This is a genomic window from Dactylosporangium sp. CA-052675 (assembly GCF_050947935.1).
GTDB lineage: Bacteria > Actinomycetota > Actinomycetes > Mycobacteriales > Micromonosporaceae > Dactylosporangium.
On the sequence record NZ_CP192010.1, the window covers coordinates 7,826,912 to 7,846,139 of the forward strand.

Sequence of the window (19,228 nt, forward strand, 5' to 3'; positions counted from 1 at the left end):
CGAAACCCTTGCTGACTAGCTGTTCCAGACCTGGAAGGTGGAGAGCTGACCGGCCGGCCAGCCCGAGTTGGACGTGAACGTCACGCGGAAGTACCGCTGCGTGCTCGCCGTGAACGTGATCGTCACGGTGTTGTTGGCGCCCGGCGTGAAGCTGTAGTCCGCCGCCGCCTTGAGCTCCGTGAACGACGAGCCGTTGGTGCTGCCCTGCAGCTGGATGCGCTGGGTGCGCGCACCCCAGCCGGCGGGCAGCTGCAGCACGACCCGCGACGCGCTCTGCGCCGAGCCGAGGTCGACCTGCACCCACTGCGGGAAGGCGTTGTTGGCGCTCTCCCAGTAGGTGTTCTGGTTGTTGTCGACCACGTTGCCCGACGGGTACACGTCGTTGTGGCTGGACTCGCTGGTCGCCTTGCCCTGGGCCAGGTCCGTCGGCGAGCTGCCGGCGCCCGTGCCGCTCAGCGCGACGGTCGTCGGGCTGTTGTTGGCGTTGCTGGTGAGCGTGAGCGTGCCGGTGCGGGTGCCCGAGGCCGTCGGGCGGAAGGTCACGCTGACGGAGCACGAGGCGCCGACGGCGATCGAGCCGCACGTGTTGGTCTGGGCGAAGTCACCGGAGACGCTGACCCCGGAGACCGTGGCCGCCGCGGTGCCGGTGTTGGTGATGGTGACCGACTGCGCGGCGCTCGTGGTGTTGAGGGCCTGGGTGGCGTACGACAGCGACGACGGGCTCACGCTGAGGACGGGCGCGTTGACCGTGCCGCCGCCGCTCGGGTAGACCTCGAGCTCCGACAGCTGCGCCGCCGGCCAGCCGGTGTTGGCGGTGACGTTCACCCGCACGTAGCGGACGTTCGTCGCCGGCACCGTGATCGCGACGGCGTTGCCCGACGCCGGGTTGAAGGTGCGCCCGGCCGACGCCGACAGGGTGCTGAAGTTGGTGCCGTCGGTGCTGCCGGTGATCGACAGCGTCTGCGTGCGGGTGGCCCACGCGGTGTCCGGCGGCAGCTTCAGGGTGACCTTGCCGATGCTGCTCGCCGCGCCGAGGTCGACCTGGATCCACTGCGGGAAGGCGTTGTTGGCGCTCTCCCAGTAGGTGGCCGCGTTGCCGTCGGTGGCCGTGTTCGGCGCCTGGGCGCCGTTGACCTGGCTGCTCGCGGTGGCGGTCTTGTTCAGCGCGATGTTGGTGTCGGTGCCGATGCCGGAGCCGGAGAGGCCCACGGTGGCCGGGCTGTTGTTGGCGTTGCTGGTGACGGTCAGCGAGCCGCTGCGCGAGCCCGAGGCCGTCGGGGTGAACTTGACGGTCACGGTGCAGGACGCGCCCACGGCGATGCTGCTGCCGCAGGTGTTGGTCTGGCTGAAGTCGCCGGAGGTGGCGATGCCGGAGACGCTCGCCGCGGTGGTGCCCGAGTTGTTCAGCGTGACGGTCTGGGTCGCCGACGACGTGCCCACGACGGTACCGCCGAAGCTGAGGCTGCCCGGGTTGGCGTTCACGATCGGGCCCGGGGCGACGCCGGTGCCGGACAGCGGCACGGTGTTGGTGATGCCCGAGGCGGTGACGGTGAGGGTGCCGGTGCGCGCGCCGGCGACCGTGGGCTTGAACGTGACGCTCACGGTGCAGGAGGCGCCGGCGGCGATGCTGCTGCCGCAGGTGTTGGTCTGGGCGAAGTCGCCGCTGACCGCGATCGTGCCGACCGGGGCCGCGCCGCTGCCGGAGTTGGTGACCGTGACCGTCTGGGCGGCGCTGGTCGAGCCGGTGACGACCGAGCCGAAGCCGACCGCGCTCGGGCTGATGTTGATGCTCGAGCCGTTGTCGGGCAGGTACGGCGGGAAGGCCGGATTCGAGATGTTGGTGCACCCGGTGCCGGACAGGCCGCTGTTGCCGCCGCCGTCGGTGAGGGTGAAGCCGACGCCGCAGTTGTAGATCGCGGCCGGGGCCTGCACGCCGGTGGCGCTGGAGTTGCTGATCGTCGCGGCGCCGCCGACCTGCTCCTGGATCGCCCAGGTGCCGGTGTTCTGGATCGTCGCGTTGTTGATCTTCACGTTGGAGATGTTCGAGCCGGAGACGAACTGGATGGCCTCGAACGGGCTCTGCTGGATGAGGATGTTGTCGACGTTCGTCAGGCCGGTCATGCCGCCGTCACGGGCGTCGAACCACAGCGCGCCGACGCCGAACTGCCAGTTCGGGTCGAGGCTGCCGGAGCGGATGATCGTGTTGCGCAGCACGTCGGTGCGGCCCAGCTGGGTGGAGGCGAAGCGCTGCGCGACGTGGATGCCGCCGCCCTGCGAGAGGCCGGAGTCCACGACGCGGTTGTCGGTCACGAAGTTGTCGTGGCCGCCGTAGATCGCGATGCCGTTGGCCAGGATCGGGTACTGCACCGTGTTGTGGTCGAACGAGTTGTTCGCGTCGGCGTTCTGCTCGGCCCACATCGCCAGGCCGTCGTCGCCGGCGTTGCGCACGTCGGAGTTGGTGACCTTGGAGTTGGTGACGCCGTTGTGGAAGTTCACGCCGTCGGCGGTGAAGTTGCGCAGCCGCAGCCCGCTCATCACCAGCTTGTCGAACGGCCCGTCCATCCAGGCGCCGACCTTGGTGTGCTCGATCCAGACCCGGTCGACGGTGGAGTTGGTGAGCGCGCCGCCGATGCCGTTGACCTGGTCGCCGTCGTTGCGCTCCTGGACGTTGCCGAAGATCGCGAAGTCCGACAGGTGCACGTTGGTGCTCGGCGTCGGGGCGTAGTTGCCGTAGAAGCCGATGCGGTCGCCGGTGGTGCGGGAGCGCCACATGCCGGCGCCCTTGATGGTGATGTTGTTGACGGCGATGTGCCCGAGGATCTTGAACGTGCCCTCGGGGATCCACACGGTGCCGCCGGAGCCGGCCGAGGCGATCGCCGCGTTCATCGCGGCGGTCGAGTCCTGCACGCCGGTCGGGTCCGCGCCCTTGCTCGTGATCGAGACCGAGCCGGCGGGCTGGGACAGCGCGGCGCCGACGTTCTCGAAGTCGGCGAAGTCGATGGTGTACGACGAGGCGGTGGAGTCCGAGTCGACCTGCAGCTTGAACTTGGTGCCGGCCGGGTAGGTCGTCGGGAAGAGGCGGTTGACCTCGTCGTAGAAGTGGTGCGCGTTGCTGCCCGGCTGGTTGGTGAACGGGTAGCCGCCGTAGTACCAGCTGTAGGCGTTGGTCAGGGTGAAGTTCGTGCTGCGGGTCCCGTTGATGTAGAGCGAGAGCGGCGCCGTGTAGACCGAGCCGCTGCCGGTGTCCGGGATGCTGTAGCGAAAGACGAGCGAGTTGGTCGCCACCGGGGTGGTGAACTCGACGTACTTGCCCTGCCCCTGCAGCGTGACGGCCTTGCGGTAGGAGGCCTCGGAGGGCAGCGTGTTGTAGGCCGCGCTGGGCCCGATCACGGTGCCGTTGGTCGAGGCGTTCTCGGCCTGGACCTCGACGTAGGGCAGGGTCGCGCCCACGCCGCCGGTCGCGGCCGCGAGGGCCGGGGACGCGACGTACACGACGGCGCCGGCCGCGGCCAGAGCGGCACCGGCGACGAGGGTCGCGGTGCGGGCTCTGGGCCTGAATCTGGGAATGCGCATGGGGTGCCAACTTTCGACGAGCCGGGCGCACGGCCGGGCCCTCGGTTGGCGGCGCGGGGGCCTGGGAGCAGTGCGCGGGCTGAACGGGGGATGCACCGGTCGGCGGTTTGGTCGGTGCAACAGGGACGGTAACCCCAGCGACACGAGCGCGCAATATCCAGACGCATCTTCGCAAGAGATTGACGATCAGACGTCATCCGCCGGGCCGGACCAGGCCCGTCTCGTAGGCCAGCACGACGAGCTGCACACGGTCGCGCAGGCCGAGTTTGGTCAGCACCCGCCCGACATGAGTCTTGACCGTCGTCTCGGCCACCCGCAACCGCTCGCCGATCTCCAGGTTCGACAGCCCCTCGGCGACCAGCAGCAGCACCTGCCGCTCCCGGTCGGTCAGCAGGTCGAGCCGGACCCCGGGCGGCACCTTCGCCACGACGGGGCCGGGCACGACGAAGCGGTCGAGCAGGCGGCGGGTCACGCTGGGGGCCACCACCGCGTCGCCGGCCGCGACGACCCGGATCGCCGCCAGCAGGTCGGCCGGGGGCGCGTTCTTGAGCAGGAACCCGCTCGCCCCGGCCCGCAGCGCGGCGAAGGCGTCCTCGTCGGTGTCGAAGGTGGTCAGCACGAGCACCCGGGGCCCGTCCGGCCGGCGGGCGAGCTCGGCGGTCGCGGCCACCCCGTCCATGACCGGCATGCGGATGTCCATGACGACGACGTCGGCCGGGGTGTCGCGCAGCAGCCGCAGCGCCTGCGCCCCGTCGCCGGCCTCGCCCGCGACGGTCATGTCGGGCTGGGCGGACAGGATCATCCGGAACCCGGCCCGCACGAGCTCCTGGTCGTCCACGATCACGACGTCGATCATGCGGTCCGCACCGGGATCACGGCCCTGACCTCCCAGCCGCCGCCGGATCGGGGCCCCGCCGCGAACGTCCCGCCGTGCATCGTCACCCGCTCCCGCATCCCGACCAGCCCGTGCCCGGGCTCGCCGGAGGCGTCGGAGCGGTCGGAGCCGGTGCCGTCGTCCGTGGCCGTGATCGTGAGGCGGCCGTCGCCGCGCTGCAGCCGTACCGTCAACGTCGCCCCGGCCCCCGCGTGGCGCAGCGTGTTCGTCATCGACTCCTGCACGATCCGGTACGCGGTCAGCTCCTCCGCCGCGCCGAGCGGCCCCGCCTCGCCCTCCACCCGCAGGTTCAGCCCCGAGGCGGCCGCGAGCTCGGCCACGTCGGCCAGGCCCACGCGCCGCCGGTCGGCCTCCACGGGCCCGCGCAGCAGCGCGAGCACCCGGCGCATGTCGGTGAGCGCGTCGCGGCCCGTCGCCGCGATGGTGTCGAGGGCCTGCCGCGCCTGGGTCGCCGAGGGGTCCAGGGTGTACGCCGCCCCGTCCGCCTGCACGATCATGACGCTCAGCCCGTGGGCGATGACGTCGTGCAGCTCCCGCGCGATGGCGGCCCGCTCGTCGGCGGCGGTGAGCCGGGCGAGGTGGTCGCGCTCGCGCTGCAGGGTCGCGGCCCGCTCCTCGAGCGAGGCGACGTAGAGCAGGCGGGTGCGCACCGAGAACGCGGTGACCCACGCGGCGACCGTGATCGCGCCCAGGACGGCGAACACGGTCCAGAAGTTGCCGGAGTTGTGCTGCTCGGCGAACGCGGCCAGCAGCACACCGATGCCCGCGCCGGCGCCGGCCACGATGCCCCACACCAGACGCGGCTGGTACTTCACCACGGAGTACATGGCGATGAGCGCGGCCACGTCCACCATCCGCACCGCCGGGCGCACCGCGAGCTGCGCGACGGCCAGCCCGCAGACGACCAGGGCGACGGTCACCGGGAAGGCGCGGCGGAACAGCAGCGCGAGCGCCATCGCGACCAGGATGGCGGCGAGCAGGGGCGGGCGGGCGAAACCGCGCTCGAGGTACAGCAGCGCGAGCACGCACGCCGTGACCCCGATGTCGAACAGTCTCGCCCTCACGCCGACCAGCCTAGGCACGGGCCGCGCGGCGGGCGGGCAGGACCGCGGCGAGCACCGCCGCGGCGGCCGCGAGCCCGACGAAGCCGGCCAGCTGGCCGAAGGGCACGCTCAGCAACGGGTGCACCGCCCCGAACGCCGCCTTCGTCGCGAGCCACCCGTAGAGCACGCCGAACGCCACCCCGCCCAACGCCCCGGCCAGGGCCATGAGCAGGGCCTCGGTCAGCAGCGTGGCCCGCAGCTGCCCGCGGGTCAGGCCGAGCGCGCGCACCAGCCACGACTCCCGGGCCCGCTCCAGCACCGACAGCGAGAGCGTGTTGCCGATCCCGATCACCGCGATGACCAGCGCGAAGGCCAGCAGCGCGGCGATGATCGCGAGCATCTGGCCGATCTCGGCGTCGCGCTCGTCGCGCACCTCGGCCAGGTCCGCCACCTGCACCAGCGGGTGCGCGGCCAGGGTCTCGTCGAGCCGCTGCCGCGCGGCCGCGGCCGACAGCCCGGGCGCGGCCTTCACCAGCACCAGGCCGTCGTCGCGCACGTCCGGGAACAGCGTGGCGAAGTCGGCCTCGGCGATCACCGCGTCGCCGACGAGGCTCGAGCTCTGCACGACCGCGGCCACGGTCAGCCGCAGCCGGCGGTCCCCGGCCACGAGCTCGATGGTCGAGCCGGCGGTGGCGCGCACCTGCCCGGCGGCCGGGACGACGGCGGTGCCGGGTCGCACGTCGGCCGCGAACACCTCTGCCCCGGCGCCGACGGTCCCGACCAGCACGTCGCCGGCCTGCCCCTGCTTGACCGGCGCGGCCACCGGGAAGCCCGCGGCCCGCACCTCCCCCGCCACCCCGGCAGGCACCAGCTCGCCGGGCACCGCGGGCGTCAGCAGGTAGTCGACCGGGAAGGCCTTGTTGAGCTGCGCCTCGGCGGTCCGGTTGGCGGTGGCCGCGACGGTCCCGCCGCCGGCCATCAGGCCGACCCCGATGAGCAGCGTCGCGGTCGTGGCCGCCGTCCGCGCCGGGTGGCGGGCCGCGTTCGCGGTGGCCATCCTCGCCGGCACCCCGAACAGCCGCGCCGGCAGCCAGCCGAGCGCGCGCACGACCGGCCCGACGAGCCGGGGCATGAGCAGCAGCAGGGCCGCGAAGTTGCCGATGCCGCCGAGCATGACCAGCGTCATCGCCTCCAGCGCACCGCCGGTGCCGCGCAGCCCGGCGACGGTGAGCGCGGTGCCGGCCAGCGCGGCGAGCGCGGCCGGCACCAGCATGATCCGCCGCATCGAGCCGGACTCGGGCACCGCGGCCCGCAGCGCCGCCATCGGCCGGACCCGCGACGCGCGCAGCGCCGGGGCGACCGCGGCGCCGGCGGTGACCAGCAGGCCGAGCGCCGGCCCCGCCAGCAGCGGCAGCGGGGTCAGCACCACGTCCCCGGCCGGGAGCCCGAGCCGCGGGGAGAGCCGGGACATCAGCAGCGCGACGAGCACGCCGAGGCCGGTGCCGAGCGCCGCGCCGGCCAGGCCGACGAGCCCGGCCTCGGCCAGCACGAGCCGGAACACCTGCCCGCGCCCGGCGCCGACGCAGCGCAGCAGCGCCGTCTCGCGCAGCCGCTGGGCCATGAGGATGCTGAACGTGTTGACGATGACGAAGCCGGCGACGAGCACGGCCACCAGCGCGAAGAGCCCGATGCCGACGAGCAGCCCGCCGAGCTGCCCGGAGGCCGCCCTGGCCAGGTCGTCGCGCAGCTGGATGCCGGTGCGCGCCCGCGCGTCGAGCCCGGCCCCGAGCCGGTCGCGCACGGCGGCCGCGTCGGCGCCCGGCCTCAGCGCGGCGACGACCTCGCGGTAGCCGTCCGCGCCGGTCAGCCGGGTCAGCTCGGCGTCGGTGACCACCACCGTGGACGTGCGGCCGCCGCGGAAGCCGGTGACCTCGACCAGGCCGACGACCCGCAGCTGCTGCCGCCGCTCCCCCGCGCCGACCACGGTGATGTCGTCCCCGACGGCGACGCCGATGCGTCCGGCCGTACGGGTGTCCAGCGCCGCCTCCCCGCCGGTCGCCGGCACCCGCCCGGCGCGCACGTCGAAGGGCCGCAGCCGCGCGACGGCGCCGGCGTTGATGCCGTAGCCGGGCTGCCCGACGTCGGTGACGAGCCGCCCCCGCCGGTCCAGCAGCGGCAGCCGCTCGGCCCGGCGCCCGTCGGCCTCGGCCACCCCGGCGTCGGCCCGTGCCCGGTCCAGGGCGGACGGCTCCAGCCGCGTGTCGTCCCGGGCCGTGACGGCGGCGCCGACGTTGCGGGCGGCGCGGGCGTACTCGTCGTAGAGCGCCGCCTGCGCCGTGTCCCGGTAGATGAGGGTCCCCGCCACGAAGGCGACCGCGAGCACGACGGCGACCAGGGTCGGGACGAGCCGCCGGACCCGCAGCCCGGCGAGCGCGGTGCGCAGCACGTCAGCCTCCCAGCCGGCGCAGGCCCGCCAGGACCGCGTCGGGGCTCGGCCGGTGGATCTCCTCGACGATCCGCCCGTCGGCGAGCAGGACCGCGCGATCGGCGTGCCCGGCCGCGACCGGGTCGTGCGTGACCATGACGATGGTCTGGCCGAGCTCGCGCACGCTGCGGCGCAGGAACTCCAGCAGCCCGGCCCCGGTGCGGGAGTCGAGGTTGCCGGTCGGCTCGTCGGCGAACACCACGTCGGGCCGGCTCAGCAGCGCCCGCGCGCACGCGACCCGCTGCTGCTGGCCGCCGGAGAGCTCGGAGGGCCGGTGCCGCAGCCGATCGGCGAGGCCGAGCGTGGTCACGAGCTCGCGCAGCCAGCCCGGGTCCGGCCGGCGCCCGGCGAGGTCGAGCGGCAGCGTGATGTTCTGCTCGGCGGTCAGTGTCGGCAGCAGGTTGAACGACTGGAACACGAACCCGATCCGCTCCCGCCGCAGCCGGGTGAGGGCCCGGTCGGACAGCCCCGTGATCTCGGTCCCGCCGATGCGCACCGACCCGCCGTCGACCGTGTCGAGCCCGGCCAGGCAGTGCATGAGCGTCGACTTGCCGGAGCCGGAGGGCCCCATCACGGCGGTGAACTCCCCGGCCGCGAACTCGGCCCCGACCCCGTCGAGCGCGCGCACCGCGGTGTCGCCGCTGCCGTACACCTTCACCACGTCGGCGGCCCGGACCGCCACCCGTCCCATCCCGTTGTTCGTCACAGTCCGTGACGCTAGGCGCGCACGGGCCGCCCGTCGTCCACGCGAGGTCGTACTACCTGAGCAGTACGGGCGATCAGATCGGCCACGGCGGACGGGGACGGCATCGCGGCGATCTCGGCGGCCAGCGCGGCCGCGCGCACGTGGTAGCCGTCGTCGGAGAGCAGCTTGGCCGCCTCGATGCGCACGGCCTCGGCGCAGCGCTCGGCGAACGGCACCGCGCGGGCCGCGCCCGCGGCCGTGAGCCGTTCGGCGATCGCGAACTGGTCGCACATCTGCGGCATGAGCAGCTGCGGGCGGCCGGCGGTCAGGGCCGCCATCGAGCTGCCCGAGCCGCCGTGGTGCACGAACAGCGCGCAGCCGGGCAGCAGCTGGTTGTGCGGGATCCAGCCGATGCGGCGCACCCCGCCGGGCAGCCCGCCGAGGTTGTGCACCCCGGCGCCGGAGACCACCACCTCCACGTCGAGCTCGCGCAGGCCGAGCACGGCGGCGGTGAGGCCGTCGACCCCCTCCGGGATCGGCACGGTGCCCATCGACACGCAGACCCGCGGCCGGTCCGGGGTCTCCAGCAGCCAGTCGGGGATGGTGCAGGCGGCGTTGTACGGCACATAGCGCATCGGCGTCCCGCCCCGCACGGCGCCGAGGCTCGGCGGGCAGGTGTCGACGGTGAGCGCGGGCGGGTCGACCGTGACCCCGCCGTACAAGCCGGACAGTCGCGGCTCGACCTTGGCCAGCGCGGCGCGGTGCACCGGCTCGGGGACCGGCAGCCCCCAGTGCTGCAGCACCCAGGGCACCCCGGCGCGCGTGGCCGCGAGCGGCCCGGCGTACTCGACCGGCTCGGTCACGACGAGGTCCGGCCGCCAGGCGCGCACGAGCGCGTCGATATCGTCGCGGGTGCGCTCGGCGAGGGCGACGAACACGTCCAGGTCGAGCTCCTCGTTCCCGCCGAGACCGACGCCGGACGGCCACAGCTCGAAGAACGAGGCGTCCCCGCCGACCACGGCCGCGGTGAGCCCGGCCCGGCGCACCTGCTGGTGCAGCGGCTGCGGGACGGCGACGAGCACCTGGTCGCCGCGCAGGTGCAGGGCCCAGGCCAGCGGCACCATCGAGAACAGGTGGCCCGGGGCCGGGTTCATGGTGAACAGCACGCGCATGTCAGTCCTCCGGTCGTTCGGGCGCCGACAACGTCACCGGCAGGTCCTCGATGCCGCGCAGCATGGTGCCGGGCGCCCGGTAGCGGACCGGACCGGCGATGCGCAGCGCGGGGAACCGGCGCAGCAGGCGCGGGAAGAGCACCTGGGCGTGCAGCCGGGCCAGCGCCGCGCCCGGGCAGAAGTGCCGGCCGGCGCCGAAGCTCAGCGCCGCGCGGCCGGGCTTGCGCAGCACGTCGAAGCGGTCGGGCTTGCCGACGTACGCCGGGTCCCGGTTCGCCGCCCCGACGAGCCCGAGCACCGCCATGCCGGGCGCCACCTCGACGTCGCCGAAGCGGGCGGGCGCCACGGCGATGCGGACCGCCACCTGCACCGGCGGCTCGTAGCGCAGGATCTCCTCGACCGCCCGCTCGGCCTGGGCCTCGTCGCCGCCGCGGACCAGGGCGGCCTCGTCGGGGTACGACAGCAGCAGCCGCGCCCCGAGCGACACCAGGCTCGCCGGCGAGTCGTAGCCGGCCCCGAAGAGCAGGACCAGGTCGCCGAGGTACTGCTCGCCGAGGTCGGGCCGCAGCCCCCGCACCGTGGCCAGCAGCCCGGTCTCCCGCTCGGCGGCGAGGGCCTCGAGCGCGTCGATGATCTCGTCCCCGGCCGCGGCCATCCCGGTGCGCTGCCGGGGCGTCATGAACGGCTCGAACGCCGCCGACGCGACCCGGGCCGCCTCCCCCAGCCGCAGCGCGTCCGCGTCGGGGATCTCCAGCAGCCGCCCGGTGACGAGCGAGGCGAAGGGCACCGCGAGCGCCTCGGCGAGGTTGACCGTCCCGCCGTCGGCCAGCCGCTCCCCCAGCCGGTCCAGGCAGGCCTCGGCGGTGCCGATCGTGTGCTCGCGCAGCTCCTCGGCGCGGCGCGGGACGAGCCGGCGGGCCAGGGCGGCGCGCAGCTCGCTGTGCGCGGCCCCCTCGCGCCAGCCGAACGACTGGTACAGGCAGCGGATGAGCCGCACGTCGCGCCAGTTGGGGGTGAGCCGGGCCGGGTCCTCGCCGGGGCTGGCGAAGATCGGCTCCTGCAGCAGGCGGGCCACGTCGGCGTGCCGGCTGAGCACCACCGCGGCGGCCTTGCCGGGCAGCTCGATGCGCAGCACGGGGGTGCGCTCGCGCAGGGTGCGGTAGTGGGCGTACGGCTCGGCGAGCGCCCGTGGCCGGACCAGGTCGAGGAAGAGCCGCTCGCCTTGGCGGCGCTCGGCCCCGGCCCAGAACCGCAGCAGCGCCGCGACCGTGCGCTCGGGCTGCTCCAGGTTGGGGCTGTGCGACGCGTCCGGGATGATCTCGAGTTCGGCCCCGAGCCGCTGCGCGTAGCCGGCGAAGTCCTGGGCGGACCAGAGGCGCTGGTCGCGGTACCCGTGCATGAGCAGCACCGGCAGCCGCGTGGCGCGCAGGTCGGCGCCGCGGTCCGGCTCGGCGGTGAGCGAGCGCAGTGCCCCGTGCAGGAAGGCCAGGCGCATCCCGTCGAGCCGGCGGCGCCAGAACTCCCGCCGGTCGACCTCCCGCTCGGGCACCAGCCGCCGCACGACGGGCCACATGACGGCCGGGCCCTGCAGCGCGAGGGTCTTGTCGAAGCCGCAGAGCAGCTTGCGGTGCCGGGATCCGTCCATCCCCGGCCCGGCCCCGATGAGCGTGACGGACAGCAGCAGGTCGGGCCGGGCGAGCGCGGCGGCGCGGGCGACGAACCCGCCGTAGGAGTGCCCGACGAGGTGCACGGGCCGCCCGGCGCCGGCGAGCACGGCCACCAGGTCCTCGGCGTGCCTGGCGATGGTGTGCGCCTCGGGCGACTCGCCGTCGAGCCGCGCGTAGTGGCCGTGGTAGTCGTAGGCGTAGGCGTGGTACCCGGCGGCGGCGAGCGCCGGCAGCACGGGCACGAAGTCCTCCTTGGAGCCGACCACCCCGGCGCACAGCACGACGGCCGCGTTCCGGTCCGCCTCGGCGGGCGGCGGCATGTGCAGCGCCGCGACCGGCCCGCGGGCGGTGTCGAGCACCAGTTCGGAGTCACTGAGCGTGAGCACACTACGACGATAGTCCTGTTCGTCCGATTTGTACGCCTATAAACCGACATAGGCCTCGTCAGGCGATAAAAGACTTCGAACATGACTCGGGTCCGTCGGGGTCCGGACCGTCGCTCATTGGTAGACAGTCGCGACGAGCCGATGACGACGGGGATGGCCGTACCGTTGCGCAGATGCCGGAGGAACCGTGGGAGAGCTACCACCGCAATGTGCTGCGGTCCGGCTTGTCCTATCCGGTCGGGCGGTCGACCGTGGAAGCGTCACTACGGGCGGCAGGCGTGCGCCTGCTCGCGCTGGACTTCACCCTGTACGGCGACAATCAACCTGACATCGTGCTGCTGCAAGCTGTCCGATACTCGGATATTGGCAGCACCTACTTCCTCGCACGAGGAACGCCCGACCGCCCACGGTGCGACCTCAAGCTCTATGCCGTTCCCAGCGGAGTCCGCGCCGAGGCCGGGGCCGTACTCACCACCGGAGGCGGGCTCCTCCGTGCTTGCGCGTGGCTGGCCGCCGCTGACCAGGCGAACCCGACCTGGCGCGACAAGTCGCACACTTGGACGGCGTACCTGCACAGCGGCGCGCTGCGCGTGGAGGAGAGAGCGTACTGACGCGCAGGACCAAGATGGGTGTCCGGATCTGGCCGCGATACGAGCGCCCAGCTGGCCATCGGCCGGAATCGCCCTCCCGGGCGGCGTCCGACTACCACGGGGCGGTGCCCGCGGCGCTTCCCTACATCGCCTCCAAGGCGGCGCTGCACGAGCTCACCCGCAGCCTCGCCACGCATCTGCCGCGGCAGACGAATCGCTCCTCGCGATTCGCTCAGGTCGCTGTCGCGGTAGCGGCATCGAGCCGGTCCGAGGCCGAGGTGACCGCGATCGCCGCCGACGAACACCGGCGGGAAGCCGAGCTGGGCGCTCGGTGGGCTCTGCGCGGCCTCGCCGCGGCGGTGAAGGTGACCGTGACCGACGTGGTCATCACTGAGGTCGACACCAGCACAGGCGATGTCTACGAGGCCACTGCCCGCGCCGTGTGGCAGGCGCTGCGCCGACGGGCTCACACAACTGGGCAAGCGCCACCACCCCCGGACCTGGCAGCGAAGGCGCGCCAGCGCCGAGCGGTGCCTGGCGGGAGCGACGGTCCGCACCCCCGCGGACCCGAGCCATGCTCCGGAAAAACCTCAGGCGCCGATGAGCTTCCAGGCCCGCGCCCCGCCGAGGACGCCCGCGGTGTTCGGCACGATCGTGACGTCCTCGCCCATGCGGCCCACCGACTCGGCGTCGATCAGGGCCGCGTTGCCGCCGCCGATGAACAGGCGGTCCCAGCGGAACACCGGCCGCAGCCCGTCGACCACCCGCCGCACCCGCCGGGACCAGCGCGCGTTGCCCAGCTCGCGGCGCTGGATCTCGCCGATGTACGTGTCGTAGGTCTTCTTGCGCCGGATCGGGCCGTGCGAGAGCTCCAGGTGCGGGGCGAGCACGCCGTCGTCGAACAGGGCGTTGCCGAGGCCCGTGCCGAGCGTGATGACCAGCTCCAGGCCGGTGCCGACGACCAGGGCGGCGCCGTGCACCTCGGCGTCGTTGAGCACGAGCACCGGGCGGCCGAAGGCGCGGTTCAGCGCGGCCCGGGCGTCGTAGCCGGTCCAGGCGGCGAAGAGCTCGGGGTCGACCGGGGTGTGCGGGCCGGCGCGGTTGACGTAGTGCGGGGTGGCCACCACGCGGCCGTGGCGGATCATGCCGGGCAGGCCGACCGTGACCCGGTCCGCGGGCGGGAGCTGGCCCTCGATGTCCAGCATGGCGCGGATGAAGCGGCCGGGCGGGAACGGGTACGGCGTCGCGACGCGGATCGGCCCGCCGACCAGCGCGTCGGAGTCGTCGACCACGGCCGCCTTCAGGCCGCCGCCGCCACAGTCGATCGTCAGCGTGTTCCCCACCGGTGGATTGTGCGCCGCCCGGCGGGCCGCCGCCGCTCCGGAGCCCGAAAAGCCGTGCTGATCACTGTGCGGTGACCGCTCGGCGCAGCGCCCGGGGCGCTCGCCGCGCGGGGCTCGACAACCGTCGACGAAACCGGGTGACATCGTCAAGAATCGATGCGCAGACCCCTGCACGCCGCCTCCGCCAGGGCGGCGTGCAGGCCATCTCCCGTCTGGAGGAGACACGGCATGCGACGACTGCTCACCTCGATCGGCCTCGCCACCGCCATGGTCGCGGCCACCCTCACCCTCACCGCGACCGCGGCCCGGGCCGAGTCCAACGGCGGCGTGAAGATCATGCCGCTCGGCGACTCGATCACCGACGGCTACAACGTGCCCGGCGGCTACCGCGTCAATCTCTGGCAGCGCCTCGCCGGCGGCGGGTACACCGCGGACTTCGTCGGCTCCGGGTCCAACGGGCCGGCGAACCTCGGCGACCACGACCACGAGGGGCACTCCGGCTGGCGCATCGACCAGATCGACGCCAACATCGTCGGCTGGCTGCAGGCCTACGCCCCGCGCACGATCCTGCTGCACATCGGCACCAACGACATGAACCAGAACTACGACGTCGCCAACGCGCCCGCGCGGCTGTCGGCGCTGATCGACAAGATCCGGGCCAACGATCCCGCCGTCGAGCTGTTCGTCGCCCAGATCACCCCGGAGAGCGACGCGACCCTGGAGTCGCGCGTACAGGCGTACAACGCCGCCCTGCCCGGCATCGTGGCGCAGAAGGGCTCGCACACCCACCTGGTCGACATGCACTCGGCGATCACGACCGCCGACCTCGCCGACGGCGTGCACCCGAACGCGGGCGGCTACGACAAGATGGGGGCGCGGTGGTACTCCGCGCTGCAGTCGGTCCCCGCGAGCCTGCAGGGCGGCGGCGTACCCCCGGTCGGCACCGCGGCCGCCGTGACGAACCCGCAGTCCGGGCGCTGCCTCGACGCCAGCGGGGCCGGCACCGCCAACGGCACCCAGATCATCATCTGGGACTGCCACGGCGGCACCAACCAGTCGTGGACCCGCACCGCCGCGGGCGAGCTGCGGCTCTTCACCGGCAAGTGCCTCGACGTCAACGCGAACGGCACCGCCAACGGCACCAAGGTCCAGCTCTGGGACTGCAACGGCACGACCGCGCAGAAGTTCACGTTCAACACCGACGGCACCGTGGTCGGCGCCGGCTCGGGCAAGTGCGTCGACGTGACCTCGAGCGGCACCGCCAACGGCACCCTGGTGCAGCTCTACCAGTGCAACGGCACCGGCGCCCAGAAGTGGGCCCGCCGCTAGCCCTTCAGGAGCCCGGCCAGCAGGCCGCGCACCGTCCGCTCGAACAGATCCGGCACGTCCTCCGGGGCCGGCCGCGCCCCGGAGGACGCCTCGGCGATCGCCGCGGCCAGGTTCGCGTACGGCGAGAGGTCGATCGCCGCGAACGAGAGCCCCTCCGGCCGCGGCCGCGCGAACAGCGACACCACGCCGGTGATCATCGCGACCGCCTCGAACTTCGCGGTCGTCGGGCACCGCACCGGGGCCAGGACGCCGAGGCAGTGGTCGAGGTACGCCAGGCCGTTGGGGCCGAAGCCCCTGGCCTGCTGCACCACCTCGATCAGCCACGCGTGCCGCCGGTAGACGTCCAGCTGCCGGCGGGCGAGCAGCACCAGCGCGTCGATCGGGTCGGCGGCCTCCGGGAACGGCTGGAGGCCGCCGATCACCGCGTCGGCCATGAGCTCGAGCAGGTCGTCGCGCGAGGAGAGGTACCGGTAGAGCGAGCCCGCGCCGGTGCCCAGCCGCGCGGCGACCGCGCGCATCGACACGGCCGCGAGCCCGTCGGCGTCGGCGAGCGCGACCGCCACCGCGACGATCTCCTCGCGGCTGTGCCCCGGCGCCGGCCCGCGGGTGCCCCGCTGCGGGCGCTGGAATATCGACTGGCTCTCCCCCACCCCCGTCACTCTAAACTGCGAACACCGTTCCCTAGCGGGCCCAGCGCTGGTTGGCCCCGCCGTTGCACGTCCAGATCTCGACCAGCGTGCCGTTCGCGGTGCCCTGGCCGGTCACGTCGAGGCACAGCCCGGACTGCACCCCGGCGATGGTGCCGTCGGCGCGCACGGTCCACTGCTGGTTCGCCCCGCCGTTGCAGTCCCAGATGGCCACCGGCGAGCCGGCCGCCGTCGCGTTGTTCAGCACGTCGAGGCACTTGTTCGCGTACACCCGCAGCGCCCCGTTCGACAGCTGCGTCCACTGCTGGTTCGCCCCGCCGTTGCAGTCCCAGATCTCGACCTGCGTGCCGTTGGTCTGCGACTGGCCGGGCACGTCGAGGCAGCGGCCGGACTGGGCGCTCGTGAGCGGCCCGCTGACCGGCGGGGGCGGCCCGGCGACGGCGGTCACCGACAGGTTGTCGAACTGGGCGGTCTCGCCCTGGCTGGTGCCGATGCCGACCTGGCCGGTGCTCCACACCGAGTCGCTCAGCGTGGCGAGCGTGGCCCCGTCGATCTGGGCGGTGAGGTTGCTGCCCGAGAACGTCAGCGCGATGGTGTGCCAGGTGCCGGTCCCCGGCGCGGCGACCGTTCCGCTGCGCAGCACCGTGGCGGCGTTGTTGACGTCGTTGCGCAGCAGGGTCCAGGCGCCGGTGCTGTTCAGGCGGAGGTAGTACGCGTTGAGGCCGGCCGGCCCGAAGGCGTGCTGGAGCCCGGCCCGGCCGATCACCTCGACGTAGCCGGCCTGCTCCAGCAGCACGTCGGTGGAGACCTTGTAGTTGCTCCAGCCGAGGTCGCCGAGCAGCGCGTACGGGTCGCTGAGGTCGTCCCAGGTGATCGGGGCCCGGGGCGACATCTGCCGCACGCACCTCGTCCCGCCGCACTGGGCGATCTCGAAGGCGCCCTGCATGTCGGCCAGGTACTTCGCCTCGCGCCCGATCGCGTAGCCGTTGAAGTCGTCGGTGTACGGCAGCGCGAGGGTACCCGCGGCCGGCGCGGTCGCGGTGCCCTTGCCCTGGCCGGTCGTGGTGCTCAGGGTGTAGACGCGCCCGGGCTGCAGGGTGACCGTGTACGAGCCGCCGGACGGGGTCACGTCGGCGGTGTGGGCGAAGTAGTCGGCGTTGCTGTTGCTGCTCAGCAGCGACGACCACACGTGCACCGCGCCGGTGGACAGCCCGCCGGTGACGGTCGCGGTGAACGGCTGCGCGGCGGTGGCGTCGAGGGTCTCGATGACCACGCTGTAGTTGCCGCTGGCCGGGTCGCGCAGGGTGACGTACGAGCCGTTGGCCCGGTTGCCGCCCAGGTAGCCCGACGCCGAGTCGAGGTAGCGCCAGCCCGGGGCGGTGAACTGCGTGGTGTGCGCCATCACCCAGGTGTTCTTGCCGATCGAGTAGTTGCCCGACCACGGCTGCGCGGCCAGGGCGACGCCCATCGTCGGGAACGGGATGTTCGGGGTGATCGCGGCGATGACCGGCCAGTTGAGGTACGCGGTCATCTTCCCGTCGAGGTAGCCCCGGTTGATGCCGCGGGCGAGCGCGACGGCGCCCAGGTTGTAGTCGTCGGAGCCGTTCTCGCTCGCCCAGACCTTCTTGCCGCTGTTGATCGCATTGGTACTGCTGGGGCAGTTGGTCTGGGCCCCGCGGTACCCGCACACGTAGTGCGAGCCGAGCACGTCCACGGCGGCCGCGAACGCCGGGTCGGCGACCACGTCGTTGGCCGGGTCGAAGCTGGTGTCGTCGGCGACGACCTGCACGTTGCCGTAGCCGTGGCTGTTGAGGGCCGCCTTGAGCCGCTCGTACCAGCCCTTGTCGTAGCCGCGCTCGTTCCAGCCCCCGAGATAGTCGAACGTGAGGCCGTGGCTGTTCTTCGCGCAGTCCAGGAAGGCGAGGTAGTAGTTGATCATGTCGTCCGACCAGAAGTTGCCGTTGCCGATCCAGCCGGGGGCGCCCCAGGCGAGGGCGTACAGCTTGATCTGCGGGTTTCTGGCCCGGGCCTGCTCGGCCATCCACCACTCGTAGCCGCGGTTGCAGTTGAGGTCGCCCGCGGTGTGCTGGTGGCTGGGCTCGGCGCCGCTGGTCGAGTTGGTGTCGCCACCGACCTCGACCTTCATCATCTGCATGGCGGCGCCGTAGCCGGGCTTGAACAGGTAGTCGAGGATCTGGGTACGCTGGGGCTCCGGGTAGTCGTAGAGCAGCCGGCTGTTGCCGCCGCCCCCGGAGATCGCGCCGACGCCGTCGAACGTGCGCCCGGCGGCGGTGCCGTTGATGGTGACGGTGGTGGCCGCGGCCGCGGGCCCGGCCGCGACGAGCTGAGCGACGACGAGACAGAGCGCGGCGAGCAGAGCGAGGCGAGACTTCATGTGCGGTCCTCCATGGCGGTGGGGTGAACCACCAACCAGATTCGCACACGTATCGACACACTTCTACAATGAAACGTGTCGATTTCTGTGACCGCGATCGATATCGGCGGAACCTGGACCCGGATCCGCTCCGGCGACACCCGCGCGAGGTTCCGGAGCGAGCCGGACTACGGCCGCCAGCTGCGCGCGCTGATCGCGGCCGTCCCCGCCGGCACGCCGGCGATCGGCGTGTCCTTCGGCGGCCGCGTCACCCCGGCGGGCGAGGTGCGGGTGGCGCTGAACCTGCGCGGCTACGAGGGCCGCCCGCTGGCCGCCGACCTGTCCGGCGCGCTCGGCGTGCCCGTCCGGGTGGCCCACGACGCCACGTGCGGCCTGCTGGGCGAGTGCGCGGCGGGCGCCCTGCGCGGCTTCGAGCGCTGCGGCTACCTGACCCTGTCGACCGGCGTGGGCGCGGCCCTGCGCCTCGGGGCGGTACACCTGACGACGGAGGCGGGCCACCAGCTCATCGCGGGCAACGAGCGCCCGTGCGACTGCGGCCAGATCGGCTGCCTGCAGACCTTGACGGGCGGCAGCGCCCTGCACCGCCGCCTCGGCCGCCCCCTGGAGGACGTCGACGACGAGCGCTTCTGGCGCTCGTACGCGCAGAGTCTCGCCGTGGGCGTGGCGAACTTCGCCCTGAACGCGGGCCTGCAGGCGGTGGCCGTCGGCGGCGCGATCGCCCTGCGTCGCGCGGCGCTCTGGCCGGCGCTGCGCGAGTCCCTGGCCGAGATCCTGACCTACCAGCGGGTCACGGTCGTCCCGGCCGAACTGGGCGAGGAGGCCCCACTGGCCGGCGCGGCGCTGCTGCCCGGCCTTCCCGAGGGCGCGATCCTGCACTGATCCGGAGGGCATGACTCGGGTCCGCGGTGGTGCGGACCGTCGCTCCCGCCAGGCACCGCTCGGCGCTGGCGCGCCGTCGCTGCCAGGTCCGGGGGTGGTGGCCGCGGCAGATCTGGAACCCGGTCAGTCGCCGGCGCCC

At 73.5% G+C, this 19,228-nt stretch carries 13 protein-coding genes; 3 read left to right on the forward strand and 10 right to left on the reverse strand.

Features of this window, described 5'->3' with window-relative positions; translation table 11 throughout:
• Positions 1–15 precede the first annotated feature (15 nt).
• From ACQP1P_RS34795 to ACQP1P_RS34825, 7 genes are all read right to left on the reverse strand, one after another.
• Positions 16–3,573 carry a choice-of-anchor D domain-containing protein gene (locus ACQP1P_RS34795; RefSeq protein WP_433077537.1) on the reverse strand — a complete coding sequence of 1,186 codons (3,558 nt, stop codon included), beginning with the start codon at positions 3,571–3,573 and terminating at the stop codon, positions 16–18.
• 193 nt (positions 3,574–3,766) lie between these two features.
• Complete coding sequence (locus ACQP1P_RS34800) at positions 3,767–4,429, reverse strand: response regulator transcription factor (RefSeq protein WP_433077539.1); 663 nt, start codon at positions 4,427–4,429, stop codon at positions 3,767–3,769.
• Positions 4,426–5,532 (reverse strand): sensor histidine kinase, encoded by a 1,107-nt coding sequence (locus ACQP1P_RS34805; RefSeq protein ID WP_433077541.1) that lies wholly within the window; start codon positions 5,530–5,532, stop codon positions 4,426–4,428. Before ACQP1P_RS34805 ends, ACQP1P_RS34800 begins: the two co-directional genes overlap by 4 nt.
• Before the next feature lie 10 nt (positions 5,533–5,542).
• Positions 5,543–7,957 carry an FtsX-like permease family protein gene (locus tag ACQP1P_RS34810; protein ID WP_433077543.1) on the reverse strand — a complete coding sequence of 805 codons (2,415 nt, stop codon included), beginning with the start codon at positions 7,955–7,957 and terminating at the stop codon, positions 5,543–5,545.
• Between the two features lies 1 nt (position 7,958).
• Positions 7,959–8,687, reverse strand: a complete 729-nt coding sequence (locus ACQP1P_RS34815) for an ABC transporter ATP-binding protein (protein WP_433090223.1) — start codon at positions 8,685–8,687, stop codon at positions 7,959–7,961.
• Positions 8,688–8,713: 26 nt separating this feature from the next.
• Entirely contained in the window at positions 8,714–9,853 is a 1,140-nt protein-coding gene (locus tag ACQP1P_RS34820) for a nucleotide disphospho-sugar-binding domain-containing protein (protein ID WP_433077545.1), read from the reverse strand.
• A 1-nt stretch (position 9,854) separates the two neighbouring features.
• On the reverse strand, positions 9,855–11,906 hold the full coding sequence (locus ACQP1P_RS34825; RefSeq protein WP_433077547.1) for an alpha/beta fold hydrolase: 2,052 nt from the start codon (positions 11,904–11,906) through the stop codon (positions 9,855–9,857).
• 173 nt (positions 11,907–12,079) lie between these two features.
• On the opposite strand from ACQP1P_RS34825, the gene ACQP1P_RS34830 reads away from it, so the two are divergent.
• On the forward strand, positions 12,080–12,517 hold the full coding sequence (locus tag ACQP1P_RS34830) for a hypothetical protein (RefSeq protein WP_433077549.1): 438 nt from the start codon (positions 12,080–12,082) through the stop codon (positions 12,515–12,517).
• Positions 12,518–13,086: 569 nt separating this feature from the next.
• Here the strand turns inward: ACQP1P_RS34830 and ACQP1P_RS34835 are convergent.
• Positions 13,087–13,839, reverse strand: coding sequence for an ROK family protein (locus ACQP1P_RS34835; protein ID WP_433077551.1), 753 nt, complete (start codon positions 13,837–13,839; stop codon positions 13,087–13,089).
• Positions 13,840–14,067: 228 nt separating this feature from the next.
• Here ACQP1P_RS34835 and ACQP1P_RS34840 point away from each other — a divergent pair, with 228 nt between their 5' ends.
• Positions 14,068–15,168: a ricin-type beta-trefoil lectin domain protein gene (locus tag ACQP1P_RS34840; RefSeq protein WP_433077553.1), complete on the forward strand. Its 1,101-nt coding sequence runs from the start codon at positions 14,068–14,070 to the stop codon at positions 15,166–15,168.
• Here ACQP1P_RS34840 and ACQP1P_RS34845 read toward each other — a convergent pair.
• On the reverse strand, positions 15,165–15,818 hold the full coding sequence (locus ACQP1P_RS34845) for a TetR/AcrR family transcriptional regulator (protein WP_433077555.1): 654 nt from the start codon (positions 15,816–15,818) through the stop codon (positions 15,165–15,167). The two genes, ACQP1P_RS34840 and ACQP1P_RS34845, sit on opposite strands and share 4 nt — an antisense overlap.
• Positions 15,819–15,849: 31 nt before the next feature.
• Positions 15,850–18,210 (reverse strand): ricin-type beta-trefoil lectin domain protein, encoded by a 2,361-nt coding sequence (locus ACQP1P_RS34850; protein ID WP_433077557.1) that lies wholly within the window; start codon positions 18,208–18,210, stop codon positions 15,850–15,852.
• Between the two features lie 87 nt (positions 18,211–18,297).
• On the opposite strand from ACQP1P_RS34850, the gene ACQP1P_RS34855 reads away from it, so the two are divergent.
• On the forward strand, positions 18,298–19,089 hold the full coding sequence (locus ACQP1P_RS34855; RefSeq protein WP_433077559.1) for an ROK family protein: 792 nt from the start codon (positions 18,298–18,300) through the stop codon (positions 19,087–19,089).
• Positions 19,090–19,228 lie beyond the last annotated feature (139 nt).